This window comes from Catenulispora subtropica (assembly GCF_039531675.1).
Taxonomy (GTDB): Bacteria; Actinomycetota; Actinomycetes; order Streptomycetales; family Catenulisporaceae; genus Catenulispora; species Catenulispora subtropica.
In genome coordinates this window covers 14,929-32,881 of record NZ_BAAAQM010000051.1, presented here as the reverse complement: position 1 = coordinate 32,881, position 17,953 = coordinate 14,929, and the positions used below count along the sequence as shown (strand labels likewise).

16 protein-coding genes are annotated in these 17,953 nt (G+C 72.6%); 8 read left to right on the top strand and 8 right to left on the bottom strand.

Annotation, left to right across the window (positions count from 1 at the left end; genetic code table 11):
* Positions 1 to 16: 16 nt before the first annotated feature.
* On the bottom strand, positions 17 to 1,171 hold the full coding sequence (gene trpS, locus ABD466_RS33580) for a tryptophan--tRNA ligase (protein ID WP_425558812.1): 1,155 nt from the start codon (positions 1,169 to 1,171) through the stop codon (positions 17 to 19).
* A gap of 215 nt (positions 1,172 to 1,386) precedes the next feature.
* Complete coding sequence (locus ABD466_RS33575) at positions 1,387 to 1,908, bottom strand: GNAT family N-acetyltransferase (protein WP_344661262.1); 522 nt, start codon at positions 1,906 to 1,908, stop codon at positions 1,387 to 1,389.
* A gap of 196 nt (positions 1,909 to 2,104) precedes the next feature.
* Between ABD466_RS33575 and ABD466_RS33570 the strand changes: the two genes are divergently transcribed.
* Positions 2,105 to 3,811, top strand: coding sequence for a putative bifunctional diguanylate cyclase/phosphodiesterase (locus ABD466_RS33570; RefSeq protein WP_344661261.1), 1,707 nt, complete (start codon positions 2,105 to 2,107; stop codon positions 3,809 to 3,811).
* 377 nt (positions 3,812 to 4,188) lie between these two features.
* Entirely contained in the window at positions 4,189 to 4,971 is a 783-nt protein-coding gene (locus ABD466_RS33565) for an MOSC domain-containing protein (RefSeq protein WP_344661260.1), read from the top strand.
* 32 nt (positions 4,972 to 5,003) lie between these two features.
* Here the strand turns inward: ABD466_RS33565 and ABD466_RS33560 are convergent, their stop codons facing one another.
* Together ABD466_RS33560 and ABD466_RS33555 are read right to left on the bottom strand one after the other, a co-directional pair.
* A complete protein-coding gene (locus ABD466_RS33560) occupies positions 5,004 to 5,207 on the bottom strand; it encodes a DUF6186 family protein (protein ID WP_425558811.1) in 204 nt (67 codons plus the stop codon).
* A complete protein-coding gene (locus ABD466_RS33555; RefSeq protein WP_344661259.1) occupies positions 5,204 to 5,680 on the bottom strand; it encodes a hypothetical protein in 477 nt (158 codons plus the stop codon). Before ABD466_RS33555 ends, ABD466_RS33560 begins: the two co-directional genes overlap by 4 nt.
* A 203-nt stretch (positions 5,681 to 5,883) precedes the next feature.
* Between ABD466_RS33555 and ABD466_RS33550 the strand changes: the two genes are divergently transcribed.
* From ABD466_RS33550 to ABD466_RS33540, 3 genes are all read left to right on the top strand, one after another.
* The gene (locus ABD466_RS33550; RefSeq protein ID WP_344661258.1) at positions 5,884 to 6,648 is read left to right on the top strand and encodes an NRDE family protein; all 765 of its coding nucleotides are present in this window, start codon (positions 5,884 to 5,886) and stop codon (positions 6,646 to 6,648) included.
* A 233-nt stretch (positions 6,649 to 6,881) separates the two neighbouring features.
* Entirely contained in the window at positions 6,882 to 8,093 is a 1,212-nt protein-coding gene (locus tag ABD466_RS33545) for a CaiB/BaiF CoA transferase family protein (protein WP_344661257.1), read from the top strand.
* A gap of 54 nt (positions 8,094 to 8,147) precedes the next feature.
* Positions 8,148 to 8,813: an alpha-ketoglutarate-dependent dioxygenase AlkB gene (locus ABD466_RS33540; RefSeq protein ID WP_344661256.1), complete on the top strand. Its 666-nt coding sequence runs from the start codon at positions 8,148 to 8,150 to the stop codon at positions 8,811 to 8,813.
* Here the strand turns inward: ABD466_RS33540 and ABD466_RS33535 are convergent.
* Entirely contained in the window at positions 8,776 to 10,377 is a 1,602-nt protein-coding gene (locus ABD466_RS33535) for a M1 family metallopeptidase (protein ID WP_344661255.1), read from the bottom strand. The genes ABD466_RS33540 and ABD466_RS33535 overlap by 38 nt on opposite strands.
* A gap of 153 nt (positions 10,378 to 10,530) precedes the next feature.
* On the opposite strand from ABD466_RS33535, the gene ABD466_RS33530 reads away from it, so the two are divergent.
* Positions 10,531 to 11,811 carry a bifunctional alpha/beta hydrolase/OsmC family protein gene (locus tag ABD466_RS33530; RefSeq protein WP_344661254.1) on the top strand — a complete coding sequence of 427 codons (1,281 nt, stop codon included), beginning with the start codon at positions 10,531 to 10,533 and terminating at the stop codon, positions 11,809 to 11,811.
* A 53-nt stretch (positions 11,812 to 11,864) separates the two neighbouring features.
* Here ABD466_RS33530 and ABD466_RS33525 read toward each other — a convergent pair whose 3' ends face one another.
* Together ABD466_RS33525 and ABD466_RS33520 are read right to left on the bottom strand one after the other, a co-directional pair.
* A complete protein-coding gene (locus tag ABD466_RS33525) occupies positions 11,865 to 12,800 on the bottom strand; it encodes a polysaccharide deacetylase family protein (RefSeq protein WP_344661253.1) in 936 nt (311 codons plus the stop codon).
* Between the two features lie 184 nt (positions 12,801 to 12,984).
* Positions 12,985 to 13,590: a TetR family transcriptional regulator gene (locus ABD466_RS33520; protein WP_344661252.1), complete on the bottom strand. Its 606-nt coding sequence runs from the start codon at positions 13,588 to 13,590 to the stop codon at positions 12,985 to 12,987.
* A gap of 154 nt (positions 13,591 to 13,744) precedes the next feature.
* On the opposite strand from ABD466_RS33520, the gene ABD466_RS33515 reads away from it, so the two are divergent.
* Together ABD466_RS33515 and ABD466_RS33510 are read left to right on the top strand one after the other, a co-directional pair.
* Positions 13,745 to 14,959, top strand: a complete 1,215-nt coding sequence (locus ABD466_RS33515) for an acyl-CoA dehydrogenase family protein (protein WP_344661251.1) — start codon at positions 13,745 to 13,747, stop codon at positions 14,957 to 14,959.
* Between the two features lie 244 nt (positions 14,960 to 15,203).
* Complete coding sequence (locus tag ABD466_RS33510; protein ID WP_344661250.1) at positions 15,204 to 16,754, top strand: hypothetical protein; 1,551 nt, start codon at positions 15,204 to 15,206, stop codon at positions 16,752 to 16,754.
* 42 nt (positions 16,755 to 16,796) lie between these two features.
* Here ABD466_RS33510 and ABD466_RS33505 read toward each other — a convergent pair whose 3' ends face one another.
* Positions 16,797 to 17,858 carry a tyrosine-type recombinase/integrase gene (locus ABD466_RS33505; protein WP_344661249.1) on the bottom strand — a complete coding sequence of 354 codons (1,062 nt, stop codon included), beginning with the start codon at positions 17,856 to 17,858 and terminating at the stop codon, positions 16,797 to 16,799.
* Positions 17,859 to 17,953: the final 95 nt, after the last annotated feature.

Below are 17,953 nucleotides of genomic sequence, written 5' to 3'. Positions count from 1 at the left end.
GGAGAAGCACTACATCTCAGTACGCCATCCCCATCGCCTCCCGCACCCGCTGCAGCGTCGCCTCAGCCTCCACCGTGGCCCGCTCCGCCCCGCGCCGCAGTATCCCCGACAGCAGCGACCGCTCCCCGGCCACCTGCGCGCGCCTGTCCCGCAGCGGCCGCAGGTGTTCGTTCACCGCTTCCGTGGCCTGCCGCTTCAGTGCGGCCGCGCCGCCGGATCCGATCTGTTCGGCCACCGTGTGCGGGTCCTCGCCGCGGCACAGCGCCGTGACCAGCAGCAGGTTCGACACCTCGGGGCGGTGTTCGGGGTCGTAGGTGATGTGCCGGTCGGCGTCGGTTTTGAAGCCCTTGATGAGGGCCGCGGTCTCATCGGCGCTGGCGCGCAGCGGGATGGTGTTGCCGCGGCTCTTGCTCATCTTCGCCCCGTCCGCGCCCAGGACCGAGGGGGCGTCGGAGATCAGCGCTCGGGGTTCGGTGAACACCGGCCGGTAGCGTGTGTTGAACCGGCGCGCCACGGTGCGCGTGACTTCCAGGTGGGGTAGTTGGTCCCGGCCGACCGGTACCAGGTCGGCGTGGCAGAACAGGATGTCGGCGGCCTGATGCACCGGATACGTGAGCAGCAGCGCCGAAAGGGCCGGGCGGCCGGAGGCGGCGGCCTCGGCTTTGGTGGTGGGGTTGCGTTCGAGTTCGGCCACGGAGATCAGCGACAGCAGCGGCAGCAGCAGCTGGTTCAGGGCCGGCACCGCCGAGTGCGCGAACACGGTGCTGCGCGACGGGTCCAGTCCGACGGCCAGGTAGTCGGCGACCAGGCCGAGGGCGTGGCCGGTGGTCTCGGCGCCGGCGTCGCGGTCGGTGACGACCTGGTAGTCGGCGACCAGCACGAACATGTCGGCGCCGGCGTCCTGCAGCCGGACGCGGTTGCGCAGGGAGCCCAGGTAGTGGCCCAGGTGCAGCGGCCCGGTGGGGCGGTCGCCGGTCAGCACCCGCACCTGGCGGGCGTCGCCGACCAGCTGCGCGGCGAGTTCGGCCTCGGTCAGGAACGCCGAGGCGTCCGCGGAAAGAGCCGGTTCCGTCTGCGGCGCCGGCTCGGGGCGGCCGCTGCCGGATACGGTAGCGGGGAAACTCGTGGCCTGGGGCGTGGCCGAGGTGGGTACGTCAACAGTGATGCTCATCGTCGTTCTCCTCGCGGGATCTCACGGATCGGGGGGTCACCGTCAGCGGCGCCCGGACCGCCTCGCCCCAGAGCGGGGCTGAGAACAACGAAGGCCGTCCGGATCGTCGGACGGCCTGTCGGCGTGCAGGTTGGGGAGCCGTCCCTAGGACGGCCGCCAGCTGGCACACACGAAGCTCTTCACGGGTTCAGGCTATCAGGGCCGGCATGCGCCGCTCAATCGGCGGGCCCGACGGCGGTGCCGGCCGTGACCGGCATCCGGAACGTCAGCAGCGCCTTGCCCGGGGCGTACTCCCAGTCCCGCTCCGGGATGCGCTGGAACCCCAGGCGCGTGTACAGCCGCTGCGCCGCCGCCATCTGCGGCTTGGTCGACAGCACCAGCGCGTCGCGGTGTTCGGCGCCGGCCCGGTCCAGGCAGTGCCGGACCAGGGCCTCGCCGACGCCGCGGCCGCGGGCGGTCTTGGCCGTGGCCAGCATCCGCAGCTCGGCCTCGGCGCCGCGCGCTATGTCGGCGTACTCGCTGCCGGCGACGGTGTACACCGCGGCGCCGACGACCGTGCCGCCGGCGTCGACGGCGACCAGCTGCCATGTGCCGTCGGCGGCGTGCCGGGCGGCGGCGTCGCGCAGCCGCGGCAGGTAGGCCGGCTCGGCCAGGGCGTCGTCGGCGTAGGCGGCGGCGGTGAGCTCCCCGGCGGCGTCCAACTCGTTCGGAAGGGCTTCGCGAATCGTGATCTGCACAGCCTTTGATTGTGCCCGACCGCGCGCGGGCCCGGTGCCGGGTCCGCAACGGGCGGCGCCGGGTGGCGGGACGGCCGCGGCGGCGCGCGCCGGGGCCTTGACCGGGACTCGACGCGTGCGCGGAGAGTGTGACAGTACGGCCACGATCAGGTGATCTGGGAGTGTGTGCGCCGTCACAGCGCCCCCGGATGGTCCTATGATCGCGCTCGGTAGTCGTTCGGAAGCCGTGCAGGCGGCGGTGCGGGCCGGGGTCTTCGGCACCCCGGGCCCGCCGATGGAGGTGGTCGCGGTGTCCGGTCAGAATCTGCCCACGGCGCAGGCCGACTCGCTGGCCGCGGGCCGCTCGTCCGCGCCGTGGGCCGACGAGCTCACGGGGCTGCCGAACCGGGCGATGCTGGCCCGGTGGCTGGAGGCGCGCACGGGGCAGCGGGCGCGCCCGGGGCAGCGGATCGGGTTGTGCAGCGTCGATCTGGACGGGTTCCGGCAGATCAACGCGCTGCTGGGGTTCGGCGCCGGGGACCGGTTCCTGGCGGCGGTGGCGGCGCGGCTGCGGGCGGCGCTGGAGCCGGGCGGGCATCTGCTGGCGCGCACCGGCGGGGACGAGTTCGCGGTGCTGGTCGATTACGGCGGCGAGGGCGGCGACAACGGTGCCGACAAGGGCGGCGACAAGGGCGGCGACAACGGTGCGGCCGCGGCCGGCCCGGCGGGCACGACGGGCACAGCGGGCACAGCGGGCCCGTCTGGCCTGGCAGGTTTGGCAGGTGCGGCCGGTGCGGGGTCGCAGAGCGCTCAGGGCCCGGCGCGGCCGATGGTGGAGCGGGTCGCCGAGCAGGTCCTGGGGGCGTTGCGGGATCCGCTGCGGGTGGAGGGCCGGGATCTGACGGTGACCGGTTCGATCGGCGCGGTGGAGGCGCTGGCCGCGGCCTCGGCGCCGGAGGACCTGATGCGCGCGGCGGATCTGGCGCTGTACTGGGCCAAGGGTGAGGGCCGGGACCGGTGGACGTTGTTCGACGCCGAGCGCGCCGGGCAGGACGTGGCCCGGTACCGGCTGGCCGCGGACCTGCCGGCGGCGGTGGAGTCCGGGCAGTTCTACTGCGAGTACCAGCCGATCGTGTCGCTGGCCGACGGGGCGGTGACGGGGGTGGAGGCGCTGGTGCGGTGGCGGCATCCGCGGTTCGGGGTGGTGCCGCCGGACCGGTTCATCGCGCTGGCCGAGGACTCCGGGCTGATCGTGGAGCTGGGCCGCCGGATCCTGGCCGAGGCGTGCCAGGCGGCGGCGACGTGGCCGGACTGCCCGGGGCAGCCGGCGCCGCCGGTGTCGGTGAACGTGGCGGTGCGGCAGTGCCGCGATCCGCGGCTGATGGGGCACGTGATGTCGGCGCTGGCCGATTCCGGGCTGGCGCCGCAGCGGCTGCGGCTGGAGATCACCGAGTCGGCGCTGCTGCCCGGCGACGACGCGGCGCAGGCGACGCTGCGGGCGCTGGCGGACAAGGGGGTGGCGATCGCGGTCGACGACTTCGGCACCGGGTATTCGAACCTGTCGCATCTGCGGCGGCTGCCGGTGCACATCCTGAAGATCGACGGCACGTTCGTGGCCGGGCTGGCCTCGGCTGCCGGTGCCGCCGGTGCCGCAGGCGTCGGCGCGGGCGCGCCGGGCGCTCAGGGGACGCAGGGGGCGAACGGCTCGGCCGGCGGCGCCGACGAGCAGATCATCGCCACCGTCACCGCGCTCGGCCACGCCCTGGGGCTGACGGTGACCGCCGAGGGCGTGGAGACCGCCGGGCAACTGGAGACGGTGCGGCGGCTCGGTGTCGACACCGGCCAGGGATGGCTGTTCTCGCGGGCGCTGCCGGCCGCGGGGATCCGGGATCTGCTGGCGCGCGGGGCACCGTTGGCGGCTTGAAGCAGGCTCGGCTTGCCGCAGCGACCACTGGACGGGCCACCGCAGCGGTGACTCCCCTTGGGGGGCGGCGGCTCGTTCCGGCGGGCCCGCGGCAGGGCCTTGACGAGCGGACTTCCGCGTGGCGCCCGGCGGACCCGAAGAGGACTTCCTTGCACCCCCAGGGCTGATCCTTTCGCATGCCTCTGGCATGAGGGGCCCTCGGCGCGGTCTGATGAGTGTGCCGGCTCACCGAGCCGGACCGTGTTGGACAAGCTCCCCCAGCGACACCGACACTCGGGCGGGCCGCGACCTTCGGACCAGGGTCACGGCCCGTCCGGCTTTTCCCCCGGCGCAAAGCCGCCTGCTGCCTGCGGCATCGCCCTGGCTACCCTGGCCCCATGACTTCTGGATCACTCCAGCCCGACGGAACCGACGGAACCGACGGAACAGTCGGCACCGTCGCCGCGCTGTGGCGCTACCCGGTGAAATCGATGCGCGGCGAGCAGCCCGCCAGCGCCGCCGTCGACCGCCGCGGCCTGGTCGGTGACCGCCAGTGGGCGGTGTGGGACGCCGAGGGCCGGTTCGGGGCCTGCAAGGACACCAACCGGTTCCGTCGCATGGACGGCCTGCTCGACTTCGTCACCGGCTACCCGCAGGACCCCACCGACGCGGCCGCCTGCCGTCCGCAGCTGCTCGCCCCCGACGGCACCCGCCACCCGGTGCCGTCCCCGGCCGCCGACGCCGCTGTCCGCGCCCACCTGGGCCGCACCGACGTGCGGCTGATGGCCGAGGCCTCCACCGCGCACCACGACGCCGCCCCGCTGCACGTGGTGTCGACCGCGACGCTGGACTGGTACCGGCGGCAACTGGAGGACGTCCCCACCGACGAGCGCCGTCTGCGCCCGAACCTGGTGCTGCGGTTGCCCGGCGCCGAAGCGTTCGCCGAGGACGCCTGGGAAGGGCGGAGCCTGCGGATCGGCGGCGGCGCCGACGCGGTGCTGGCCCGGTTCGTGAAGCACACCACGCGATGCCGGACGTTGAACGTCGCCCAGGGCGACCTGCCCTCCACCTCGCGTGGCCTGAAGTCGCTGGCCGGACGGGACTTGAAGCTGGGGGTCTATCTGGAGGTGTTGGAAGGCGGACGGATCAGGCTCGGCGATCCGGTCGCGTTCGTGGACTGATCGCGTTCGTAGGCTGATCGCGGCGCTGGCCGTCAGGACCGTGACAGGAAGTGGAAGCCGAGCCACCACCACAGGAGGAGGACCCCCAGCCGCCCCCACCGCTGCCGCATGACGAACCCCACCAGCTGCGACAGCGTCGGCACCCGGCTGCCGGGCCGGCGCGCCACCAGCTCCACCACCACCACGGCCAGGCCCACCAGCACGTACCCGGCGATCGTGATCTCCCGGCTGCTCACCGCCGCACCACCCACACTCCGCCGGCCAGCCACAGCGCGTACCCGGCGGCGCGCGCGAACGGCGGGTCGATCAGCGGTCCCATCAGGATCGACAGCGTCGGATGCGCCGGGGTGGAGCCGCGCAACGCCGCGTACAGCTCCCACACGCCGAACAGCACCAGCAGCACCGCCCACGGCAGCACTGCGCGGGTGTCGAGGCGGTCCGGGGCCGGGAACCGGGGCGTCGCGGGTCTTTGCGCGTACCAGACCAGGGCGGCGCCGGGCAGCAGTGTGGCCAGCTCAGCCGGGGCGGTCAGGCGCCGCAGGCTGCCGGCGATCAGGCAGTAGCCCAACCCCACCATGATCCAGGTGATCATGGTGTGTGTGGGGTGGGTCGGCCGCAGGCGGGCCGGGGCGCTCGTCGCGCCCGGCGGGCGCGCGGGCGTACCGCCGGTATCGGCTTGGCGACCCACTGGCAGTGAGTCCTGCGTCATCGCGGCTCCCGCTTGTGCTGGCGCCGCCGGGTCGAGGGTTGTCACCCGGCGTCCGCCCGTTCCTGTGGAATCCGCCCTACCCGGATCCGCGGTCCGCCACACACTGCTGCCGCTCCGGTGGCTCAGCGTGATCGGTGCAGCTTGTCGTGTCCCGCCGGAACCGGGGTTCGACCAGGCTGCCCGGGTGGTGCTGTGATAAGGGGGTGTGCACCGCGATCGTGGACGTCGATCCCGCCTCCGCCTACCCGGTCCTGCTCGCCGGTATCCGTGACGAGTTCCACGACCGGTCGTGGATTCCGCCGGGCCGGCACTGGCCGCAGTACCCGGCGCTGATCGGCGGGCAGGACCTGCTCGCCTCCGGCACCTGGCTGGCCGTGGACCCGGCCGCGCCGCGCGCCGCGACCGTGCTGAACGGCTGGGGCAGCCTCGCCCCGCAGGCCGCCCGGCTCTCGCGCGGCGACCTGCCGCTGTTGTTCGCCGCCACCGGCGGGGTCGATGATCTGCCGCTGGACCGGTACGACCCGTTCCACCTGGTGTGCGCGACCGTGGAGAAGGTGTTCCTGCTCAGCTGGGACGGGCACCGCTCCCAGCGCCGCGACCTGCGCCCGGGCCTGCACGTGATCGTGAACAGCGGGCTGGAAGGCGGCGACTCGCAGGAAGGACCCGGCGCCGCGGAGATGGCGGCCCGCATCAAGTACTTCCGTCCGCAGCTGACCGCCGCCACCCGTCCGCGGCCGGAGCCGGGCACCTCGACGCAGCAGGCGTGGGGCCAGTGGCTGCCGCTGGTCGACGGCGCAGGCCTGGACCGCTACGACGACCGGGCCCTGCTGGTGCGGCGCACTCTGGGCGAGCGCACGTGGGGCAGTACGTCGGTGTCGCTGGTGGCGCTGCGCCGCGACGGTGTCCGCTACGACTTCAACGCCGACCCCGGCGAGGAGCAGAGCTGGAACCCGGTCGTCGACGACTGACACACGACCCCCCGGGGCCTGCCCGCCCCGGGGGTGCAGGGGAACGTGCCGCCCTCGGCGACGTCGGCGTCGCAGGGATCGATGCCGCCGTTGTTCCCGCGGGGTTCCCGCAGGCCGCGGTGGCGGACAGGGCCTGCGGCGAGCGTCTCGGCAAACCTTGACGAACCGTTGTGACCTGTGCGATAGCCGCGCTGTATCGACGATCGAGGCGGCCCGTGCCACCCTGATCATCCATGACCGCCGTGCGCCCCGAGGCCGCCGAACCCGCCCCGATCCCGTCCCCGTCCGGCTCCGGCTCCGCGTCCGGTCCGGCGCAGGAGGCCGGGCCGCTGGCGGGCCTGCTCGTCATCGACCTGACGCGGGTCCTGGCCGGGCCGTTCGCCACCATGATCATGGCCGACCTCGGCGCGCGCGTCATCAAGGTCGAGCACCCCGCCACCGGTGACGACTCCCGCCGCTACGGCCCGTTCGCGCCCGACGGCCGCTCCATGTACTTCGCCCGCGTCAACCGCGGTAAGCAGTCGCTGGCGGTGGATCTGAAGAAGAACCCGGAGCAGGTCGCGGCCCTGGCCGACCGCGCCGACGTGCTGGTGGAGAACTTCCGGCCCGGGGTCATGGACCGCCTCGGCCTGGGCCCGGCGGCGCTGCGGGCCCGCAACCCGCGTCTGGTGTATGCCTCCGTGTCCGGCTACGGCGCCACCGGGCCGCGCGCGAACGAGCCGGCGTACGACGCGGTCATCCAGGCCCGCAGCGGCCTGATGTCGGTCACCGGCGAGCCGGACGGGCCGCCGGTGAAGTCCGGCGCCTCGGTGTCGGACCTGTCCGCCGGCGTCTACACCTTCGGTGCGGTGATGGCGGCGCTGGTCGGCCGCGGCATCCACGGCCGTGGTACGCACGTCGACATCGCCATGTTCGACGCCACGGTGTCGTTTCTGGAGGGCAACGCCCTGGCCTGGCTGGCCGACCGCACCGTCCCGCACCGCATCGGCTCGCACCATCCGAACATCGCCCCGTTCGGCGCCTTCAGCGCCGCCGACGGCCAGATCGTGGTCTGTGTCGGCAACGACTCCCTGTTCCAGGCCTTCGCCGCCGCTCTGGGCGCCCCGGAGCTGGCCCGGCGGCCCGAGTTCGCCGAGAACGGCGCCCGCTCGGCCAACCGCGTGCTGCTGACCGCCGTCATCGAGGAGCTCCTGGCCGCCGACACCTGCGCGGGATGGCTGGCCCGCCTGGAGGCGGCGAAGGTGCCGTGCGCCCCGGTCAACGACATCGGCCAGGCCATGACCGACGCCCAGACCGAGGCCCGCCGCATGCGCATCACCGCCGGCGGCCTGGAGCTGCCCGGCCAGGTGGTGAAGATGGCCGGCTATCCCGATCCGCAGGTCAGGCCGGCCGCGCCCGAGCTGGACGAGCACGGCGACGCCATCCGCGCCGAGTTCGGGCTCTGAACGGGTCCTGGAGCGCCCGAGGGGTGTCGGTGGCGCCGGTTACAGTTCCCTGCCGTGGCCGCCGCGGATTCCGTCCCAGGTCTGCTGTACGTCGAGGGCTGGCTCAGCGCTGGCGCCCAGGAATCGCTGCTGGCCGCCGTCGATGCGGCCCAGTGGTCGACCGATCTGCGCCGGCGTGTCCAGCACTATGGCCACCGGTACGACTACGACCGCCGCAGCATCGCCTCCAGCCCCGTCTCCGGCTTTGGCTTCGCTTCCGGCTCCGGCTCCGGGAGCGCGGCCGCGCCGCCGCTGCCGGACTGGGCCGCGGAACTGGCCGGGCGGCTGGTCGGCGACGGGTTCATGGCCCAGATCGCCGACCAGGCGATCGTCAACGAGTACCTGCCCGGTCAGGGCATCAGCCGGCACGTGGACTGCGTGCCCTGCTTCGGGCCGGTGGTCGCGGCGGTCTCGCTGGGCTCGGCCTGCGTCATGGACTTCACCCGGCCCGAGGACGGCGCGAAAGTCCCGGTCCGGCTCAGCCCGGGAAGCCTGACCGTCATGACCGGTCCGGCCCGGTACATCTGGCGGCACAGCATCGCCGCCCGCAAAAGCGATCCCCACCCTGCGGGCCGGCAGCAGCGCGGACGACGGGTCTCCGTCACCTACCGCACGATCGCCACCGGGCTGCCAGCCGCACCGCTCACGCCGCCGGCCCCGACCCCGCCCCGTCCGGCGTGATCGTCGGCGTCGTCGGCGAGTCCAGCCAGGCGTCGATGTACGCGCCGTAGTCCTTGCCGGTGTCCTTCTTCACGAACGCGATGAACGCCGCCCGGTCCTGGTTGGTGTCCCGGTGCTGGTGCACCCAGTCGTTGAGCAGCTGGTAGAACGCCTTGTCGCCGAGGGCGTCGTGCAGGCCGTGCAGCATCAGCGCCGGGCAGAAGTACACGTTCGTGGAAGCGAAGTGGGTGGGCTTGTAGTGCCCGGGCGGACCGTCCTGGGTGCGCAGCGCCTGGTCGGCCGGCAGCACATGGTCGCTCATGTAGTCGTCCAGCGTGCCGGCGGCGCCGCGCTGGCCGTGCGCCACGTCCCACATGAACTGCGAATACATCGCGAAGCCCTCGTTCAGCCACAGCCCCGACCAGGTCGTCGGCGTCACGGCGTCGCCGAACCACTGGTGCGCGAACTCGTGCAGCAGATCGTCCTGGCCGATGTGCGTCGACAAGGTGATCATCGTCTGGGTCTCCATGCCGACCATCTCCGGCCGGAACATCACCCCGGCGGTCGGGAACGGGTAGGGCCCGAACCGCTGCTCCAGGAACGAGATCATCTCCGGGACGTTCGCGGTGAACTTGTGCACGGCATCGGCGTCGGCCGGCAGATACCAGTAGGTGATCGGCAGCCCGTGCGGCCCGGTCGCGGTCTCCTCCTTGTACTGGTCGATGCCGAGCGCCACCAGGTACGTCGCCACCGGATCGGGCTGGTGCCACTTGTAGACGCCGTAGCCGCCGGACTCGGTCCGGCCGACGAACGCGCCGCCGGTGACGCCGGCCCAGCCGTCCGGCACCGTGAACGTGACGTCGTACAGCGCCTTGTCCGACGGCTGGTCGTTGCACGGGAACCAGGTGAACGCCCCATAGGGCTCCTGCTGCGCCCACACCGCCCCGGTCGCGGTGACCTGCGCGCCCAGGCCCTGGATGTCCGGACGGGTCGTCGGCGGCGTCACCAGGCGCGGCGTGCCGTGGTAGACGATGACCACAGTCGCGGTGGCGTCGGCGGGCAGCTGCCGGGCCAGGTTCACGGTCAGCTTGTCGCCGACACGAACCACCCCGGCCACCCCGTCACCCTTCACCGAGTCCGTGGCCATGCCACTGACCAAGTCCAGCGCGAAAGCACTCGTCGGCTTGGCCGCGCGGATCGTCAGCGTCGCGGTGCCGTTCAGCACCTTGCCGGCCGGATCCCACTTCAGGTCCAGGCCGTAGTGCAGCACATCGGTCGCGGGGTCGCCGTACTGCGGGTACACGTCGTCGGCGACGACCGCCGACTTCCCGGCCGCGTACGCGCCCGCATCCTGCCCGCCGGCCGGCTTCCCGCCCGCGCTCGAACTCTGGCTCTGGGCCGCAGAGGAACTCTGCACACCAGAGCCACCGGAAGCCCCGGTGCTCGTGGCCGCCGCCGCGGTCGCAGACCGGGTGGCCGTGGCGGGCGCCACCGTCCCGGAGCCCCCACACGCCGCGGCCAGCGCCACCGCCGCGGATATCGCCAGCCCCGCCGCCAGCACACGCCGGCCACGTATCGTCCCCACCAGGATCCCTCCCCGTCCCAAACCCTCAGCCCCCTACGATCCCAGCCCGGCCCGCCCCAGCACCAGCCCCCCGCACCAGCCACCCACAGCCACCCCCGCGCCCTTTACGATCTTTGCTGAGCACCGGCCGCCGTCTTCCGAAGGGTCCCCGCGATGTCCGCGTCACAGAAGATCACCTTCACCGGCAGCGGCGGTGACGCCCTCGCGGCCCGCCTGGAGCTGCCCGCCGGGCCGCCGAGAGCCTACGCGGTGTTCGCCCACTGCTTCACCTGCGGCAAAGACGCCTTCGCCGCCGCCCGCATCGCCCGCGCCCTGACCGGCCACGGCATCGCCGTCCTGCGGTTCGACTTCACCGGCCTGGGCCAGTCCGACGGCGACTTCGGCAACACCGGCTTCTCCTCCAACATCCAGGACCTCATCGCCGCCGCCGACCACCTGCGCACCCACCACGCCGCCCCCAGCCTGCTGATCGGCCACTCCCTCGGCGGCGCCGCCGTGCTGGCCGCCCGCGTTCACATCCCGGAGGTGCGGGCCGTGGCCACCATCGGCGCCCCCGCCGACCCCGCCCACGTCGCCCACCTCATTCACCAGGCGCGCGCCGAGATCGAACGCGAAGGCCAGGCGACGGTGTCGCTGGGCGGCCGCGAGTTCTGCATCCGACGGGCGTTCCTGGAGGACATCGCCGCGCAGTCGCAGAACGAGCGGATCCGCGATCTGAAGGCCGCGCTGATGGTGATGCACTCGCCGACCGACGAGGTCGTCGGCGTCGACAACGCCCGGCTGATCTTCGACGCGGCCAAGCACCCGAAGTCGTTCGTGTCGCTGGACGGCGCAGACCACCTGCTCACCCGCCGCGCCGACGCCGCGTATGTCGCCTCGGTGCTGGCCGCGTGGGTCGCCCGCTACCTGCCGGCGCAGCCCGCCGAGGCCGGTCAGCCCGCTCAGCTCTCTGAGCTCTCTGACTCCTCTGAGCCCTCTGAGCCCTCTGAGCCCGTCGACGACGTCGTGCTGCCGCAGGGCGTGGTCCGCGTCAGCGAGGCCGGCGGCCACTACCCGCAGGCCGTCGCCGCCGGCACCCACCGCTACATCGTGGACGAACCGGCCCCGCTGGGCTCCGACACCGGCCCCAGCCCCTACGACCTGCTGCTGTCCGCCCTGGGCGGCTGCACCTCGATCACCTTGCGCATGTACGCCGAACGCAAAGGCTGGCCGCTGCGGAAAGTCACGGTGTCGCTGAGCCACGACCGCGTCCACGCCAAGGACTGCGAACAGTGCGAGACCACCGAAGGCCACGTCGACCGCATCGACCGGCGGCTACAGCTGGAAGGCCCGCTCACCGCCGACCAGCGCGCCCGGCTGCTGCAGATCGCCGACATGTGCCCGGTGCACCGCACCCTCACCGGCGAAGTCGTCATCCGCACCGAACTGCTCTGACCTCGCCGGGGTGTGCCGTTGGCCGCCGCCCAGGGCACACCCCGGCGCCGCCGTCACGGCTGCACGAAGTGATACCCCGCCGCCAGCAACTGCGGCAGGAACTTCTGCAAAGCCGCCACCGTCTGCGACCGATCCCCACCGCCGTCGTGCTCCAGGATGATCGACCCGGTGTGGGTGTGCCCCATCACCGTCGACACGATGTGGTCCGTCCCCGGCCGCGACCAGTCCCGCGGATCCACCGACCAGTCCAGCGGCCGCAGCCCCAGCTGGGAACAGACGTCGAACACCGCCGGCGACCAGCCCCCGCCCGGCGCCCGGAAGAACGTCGGCGCCTTCGCCCCGGCCTTCGTCAACGCGTCCGTGGTGCGCTCTATCTCCGTGCGGATCGCCCCGGCGTCCATCTTCGACATGTCCGGATGCGTGAACGTGTGGTTCGCCACCAGATGCCCCGCCGCGGTCACCTCCTGCACCAGCGAGGCGTGCTTGGCCGCGTTCCCGCCGATCATGCAGAACGTCGCCGGGATCTTGTACTGCGCCAGCAGATCCAGCACCTGCGGCGTGTACTTCGCCGACGGGCCGTCGTCGATCGTCAACGCGATCGCCTTGTCGCCCTCGTGGATGTAGAACTGCGGCTTGCCCGGAGGCGGCGCCGGATCGTTGCCGGTGGAACCCGGCGGCGGGGTGTTGTCCGGCGGCGGCGAGTCGTTGCTGTGCGAATCCCCGGGCGCCGTCGAGGTGTCCGCCGCCGGGTCGCCCCCGGGGAACGGCGCACCGCCCCTGCGCGGCTGCGGCACGGCCGGACTTCCCGTCCCCCCGCTGCCGTCGGCCGCCGACGGTTTGGAGTCACTGCACGCCCCTAGCAGCAGCACCCCGCCGACACCCAGCAGCAGACGACGGGACACACCGCGGCCGGCGATCGCGCCGAGGCGCGCGCCGCGAAGGTTCTGAGGATCAACACCCGAAACGCTCACGCCTTCAGGACGCACCATGCGCGCGCAAGGTTGATTCCTGTGACAGGGGTATGACGTTTCCTCTCCGGACTGCGACATCAGTTCGACATCAGTTCGACATCGGTTCGGTGATCGGATCGGCGATCGGGTCGGTGTCCGGCGGCGCGCGCCGCACGGTCTGCGCTTCGGGTTGGCGGTTCGTTTTGCCAGGTCAGGTCGTGTCTCATGCGCGGGCGTAGGCGCCGTCGAGGAGGTCGGCGAGGTGCCGGGTGAGGGCGGTGCGGTCGAACGGCTGCTCGTCGAGCCACCAGTCGCTGGCGGCCTGGACCATGCCGACGATGCCGTGGGCCCAGGCCTGGGCGCGGGGCCACTGTTGTTCGGGCAGGCCGAGTTCGGCGGCGATGCCGGCGGCCAGGGCGTCGCCGAGGCGGCGTTGGAACACCGCGACGCGGTCGCGGACTTCGGGTTCTTCGGCTTGGCCGCGGTGGACCAGGAATCGGTACAGCGCCGGGTTGCCCTCGACGAGGCGCAGCCACGCGTCGATGGCGGCCTCGGTGCGCTGCCGGCGGGTTCCGGGCCGGGTGAGGGCTTCACGCAGGCGGTCCAGGAGGGTCTCGATGTGGCGGTCGGCCAGGGCGACGTACAGGCCGGCCTTGTCGCCGAAGTGCCGGTACAGGATGGGTTTGGTGATGCCGGCTTCGGCGGCGATGGCGTTCATGGAGGCGGCGGGGCCGTCGCGCAGGACGACGCGTTCGGCGGCGTCGAGCAGTTCGGTGCGGGTGCGGGGGCCGCGGCGGGGTGTGGACGGGTCGGGTCGGGTGGTCGCCATCGGGTTCCTTCCTGTTCCTTCCCCGCGTCCGCGGTCCCGCCATCTTGACAGAAGTTACCGCCGGTAACACACTAGCGGCGACCGAGGTTACCCGTCGGTAGGCGTCTTTGCGACCACAGGCCCACCCAGACACCCGAAGGACAGTGAACGAACGATGACCGGGTTCTCCCTGGAACTGACCGAGGACCAGATCGAGCTGCGGGACTGGATCCACGGATTCGCCGCCGACGTCATCCGCCCCGCCGCCGCGGAATGGGACGAGCGCGAGGAGACGCCCTGGCCGATCCTGCAGGAGGCCGCCAAGGCCGGCCTGTACTCGCTGGACTTCTACGCCAACCAGTGGTTCGACGAGTCGGGCCTGGGGATCCCGATCGCGATGGAGGAGATGTTCTGGGGCGACGCCGGCATCGGCCTGGCCCTGTCCGGCACCGGCCTGGCGGCGGTGTCGGTGGTCTCCAACGGCACCCCGGACCAGGTCGGCGAGTGGGTGCCGCAGATGTTCGGCACGCCGGACGACGTCAAGCTCGGCGCGTTCTGCTCCTCCGAGCCGGACGCCGGCTCCGACGTGGCCGCCATGCGCACCCGCGCGGTCTACGACGAGGCCAAGGACGAGTGGGTCCTGACCGGCACGAAGACCTGGGCCACCAACGGCGGCATCGCCAACGTCCACGTCATCGTGGCGACCGTCGACCCGGCGCTGGGCTCGCGCGGCCACGCCTCGTTCATCGTCCCCCCGAACACCAAGGGCCTGAGCCAGGGGCAGAAGTTCAAGAAGCACGGCATCCGCGCCTCCCACACCGCCGAGGTCATCCTCGACGACGTCCGCGTCCCCGGCTCCTGCCTGCTGGGCGGCAAGGAGAAGCTGGACGCCCGCCTGGCCCGGGCCCGCGAGGGCGTGTCCTCGCGCGGCAACGCCTCGATGGCCACGTTCGAGGCCTCCCGCCCGGCGGTCGGCGCGATGGCGGTCGGGATCGCGCGCGCCGCGTACGAGTACTCGCTGGAATACGCCAAGACGCGTGTGCAGTTCGGCAAGCCGATCGTGGAGAACCAGGCGGTGGCGTTCACGCTCGCCGACATGAAGACCGGCGTGGACGCCTCCCGGCTGCTGGTGTGGCGGGCGGCGTGGATGGCCCGCAACGGCAAGGCCTTCGACTCGGCCGAGGGCTCGATGTCGAAGCTGTTCGCCTCGGAGACCTGCAAGAAGGTGACCGCCGACGCGATCCAGATCCTGGGCGGCAACGGCTTCACCCGCGAGTACCCGGTGGAGCGGATGCACCGCGACTCGGCGATCTACACGATCTTCGAGGGCACCAGCGAGATCCAGCGGCTGGTCATCGCGCGGACCATCTCGGGGGCGGGGATCCGCTAGGCCGCCGGCTCGGCTCGGCTCGGCTCGGTACCTCTGAGGCCCCGGCCCGTCGCATCGCACAGCGTGCACGGGCCGGGGCGTTTTCGTGCCCTGCCACGCCGCGACGCCGCGCCGTCTGGCACGGTCCTGTGCGGCCCGATGCGGCCTGATGCGGTCCAGTGCGGCCAGGCGCGGCCCGCCTGGTAGGCGATTGGCACGACAGTGTCAGCCTGTGACAAGGTGACGCCGACACGAGGGAGCACGTATGCAGCTGATACATCCCGGCGAAGCCGAATCCGGGACCGAATCCGCCTCCGAGGGCCCGCTCACCGCCCGGCTCACAGACCGCGTCGGGGGACGCGCCACGTGGGCGGCCGCGTTCGGCCTGAACCTGGTCCTGCTGCTGGCGCACAATCTCAAGGTCTTCAGCAAGCCGATCGCCGAGAACGCCGACTTCGCCGCCAACTCGCTGGCGACCATCGAGGCCAAGCACTTCACGCTGCTGTTCGGGAACTACTCGCGGCAGGGTTTCCGGCATCCGGGCCCTGCCGACTTCTACGTGCAGGCCGCCGGCGAGTGGCTGTTCCGCGACGTGCTGCACCTCGTGCCGGCGCCGTGGAACGGCCAGCTGCTGGCGATCCTGACCCTGAACGCGGCACTGCTGGCCGGCGTGGCCGCGATCTTCCGCAGCTGGCTGCCGTCGTGGGCGGCGACGCTGCTGGGGGCCGCGGTGGCCCTGCTGTTCATCGTGCAGCACTCGGCGTTGATCGACTCGCCGTGGATGCCGTACATCTACTTCCCCGGATTCCTGCTGTTCATCACGGCCGCCGCCTCGATCGCCGCCGGCCGGCGCCGCCACCTGCCGGCGTTCGCGATCGGCGCGGGGCTGTGTGTGCACGGACACGTGTGCTTCATGCTGTTCGTCGGCGCCCTGGGGGCGCTGGCGCTGTGGCAGTACTGGCGGCACCGCGAACCGGCCGCCCATGCAGACCGCAGCCTGCTGATCGCCTGGGCCATCGCCGCACTGTTCGCACTGCCGATCGTGCTGGACACGCTGCTGCACTGGCCCGGACAGTTCGGGCAGTACCTGACCTACAGCGGTTCGGACCGGGCCGGCGGGCACGGCGTGCGGGAGACGCTGAGCTTCGCGTTCCAGTACTGGCCGGGCGGGGCGGTGTGGCCGGTGGTGACCGTCGCGCTGGTCCTGGCGGCCGCGGCCGCGGCCCGGTTCCATCCGGATCCGGCGGTGCGGCCGTTCCTGGCGCGCTGCGTCGCCGCCGCGGTCGGCACCGGAGCGCTGATGGTGGTGTACACGGCGTTCGGCGTCGACAGCCTGGGCGTGGACGACTCCTACACCGGCTACTTCTGCTACAGCGCACCGCTGATGCTGTTGGTGGTGATCGCGGTGACCGCCGCCGACCTGGCCGCCTCGCGACTGCCGGCGCGCGCGGGCTGGGCGGTGCCGGGTGCGGCGCTGGCGTGCGGGCTGTTCGCGTTGACGTTCTCCTGGGAGGGACAGCAACGCGGGCAGACCGGCGGCGAGGGCTACGGGGCCGCCTACCGCGGCGACCCGAGCCTGCCGAAGGCGGCGGCGTCACTGATCTCACAGGCGGGGGACAAGCCGGTGGTGCTGACGTTCCCGCATGACGCGTGGCCGCGGGCGGTGGGCCTGCTGGTGGCGGTCGAGCACCAGGGGCACACCGCGTGCGTGGCGGACAAGTGGTGGACGTTCATGATGACCGAGGACTTCATCTGCTCCGACCGGCAGGCCGCCGACGGATTCCAGGCTGAGGTGCCGCTGACGCCGATGCCCTGAAAAAGGGCTCCCCGCCCCGAGGACTCCCCGTGCAAGGGCTCCTCACTGTGCCAGGGGGGAGCGCTGGAGGGCTTCGGCGGCGGCGGTGGCCGAGGGGTCCAGATACACCGAGGTGGTGCCGACGTCGGAGTGACCCAGGATGTCGGCCACCGTGCCGACGTCGGCACCGGCTTGGCGCAGCAGCACAGTGGCGGCGGTGTGACGCAGGCCGTGTGGGGTGACGGCGCGCCGCAGCTCGGCCGGCATCTGCTTCACCCGCCGCTCGACCATGCGCTGCACATCGCGGGCCGTCATGCGGCGGCCACGGATCGTGACCAGTAGAGCTCGTGCGGCATCGGCCCGGTCGGCCTCGGCATCGGTAGCCGGGGGAGTGGGCCGCTCATGCTGCTGATACGTCTCCAGCAGCTCCACCAGCGTGGCCGACAGCGGAACGTCACGGCTGCGGCCGCCTTTGCCGTTGCGGATCCGCAGCACCGGGCCGCCGGTGAGCTCGTGACGGCGGACGTCGTCGACATTGGCGGCGCACAACTCCGCCACCCTGGGGCCGGTCTCGGTCAGCAGCCTGAGGATCACCTCGTCGCGCACGGTCAGCCGCTGGTCGGCGCGCAACTCCTTGCCGGCCGCCGAGGCCTGCGGGGTCTCCTGCAACGCCTGGGCCTGCTCGACGGTCAGCCCGAGGCGCGCGCCGGCGGCGCGGGTGGGAACGCGGACGCGGGAGACGCCGGGCATGGGGTCGGCACGGATGTAGCCCTGGTCGGCGGCCCAGGCGAACAGGCCGCGCACGGCGGCGGTCCAGCGGGCACGGGCCTGCAGCCCGCGTCCGGCGGGGGCTTCACCGCCGGGGCCGGCCTTGCGGGTGCGGGTGTAGCGGCGGTCGGGGGCGTTGGCGATGCGCACGAGGGCGTATTCGATGTCTTCGGCCTCGACATCGTCCAACGTCTTGTCGTGGCCGAGCAGAACCGCCGCCTCGGTGAGGTCGCGGACGTAGGCGTCACGGGTGGCGGGGGACAGCGCCCCGGTGGCCACCCGCAGGTGGAGCGCGTCGCGGTAGCGGTGCACGGCCTCGGCGACGCTGATGGGAGTGAACGGTTTCGGTGCGGCCACCCACCCTATGGAATCAGAACCAGGGGACAACCCCGCACAGTCCGGCCCCGTCCAGCCCCGTCACCGGATCACCGCCACCCACCTACGCGTATCGT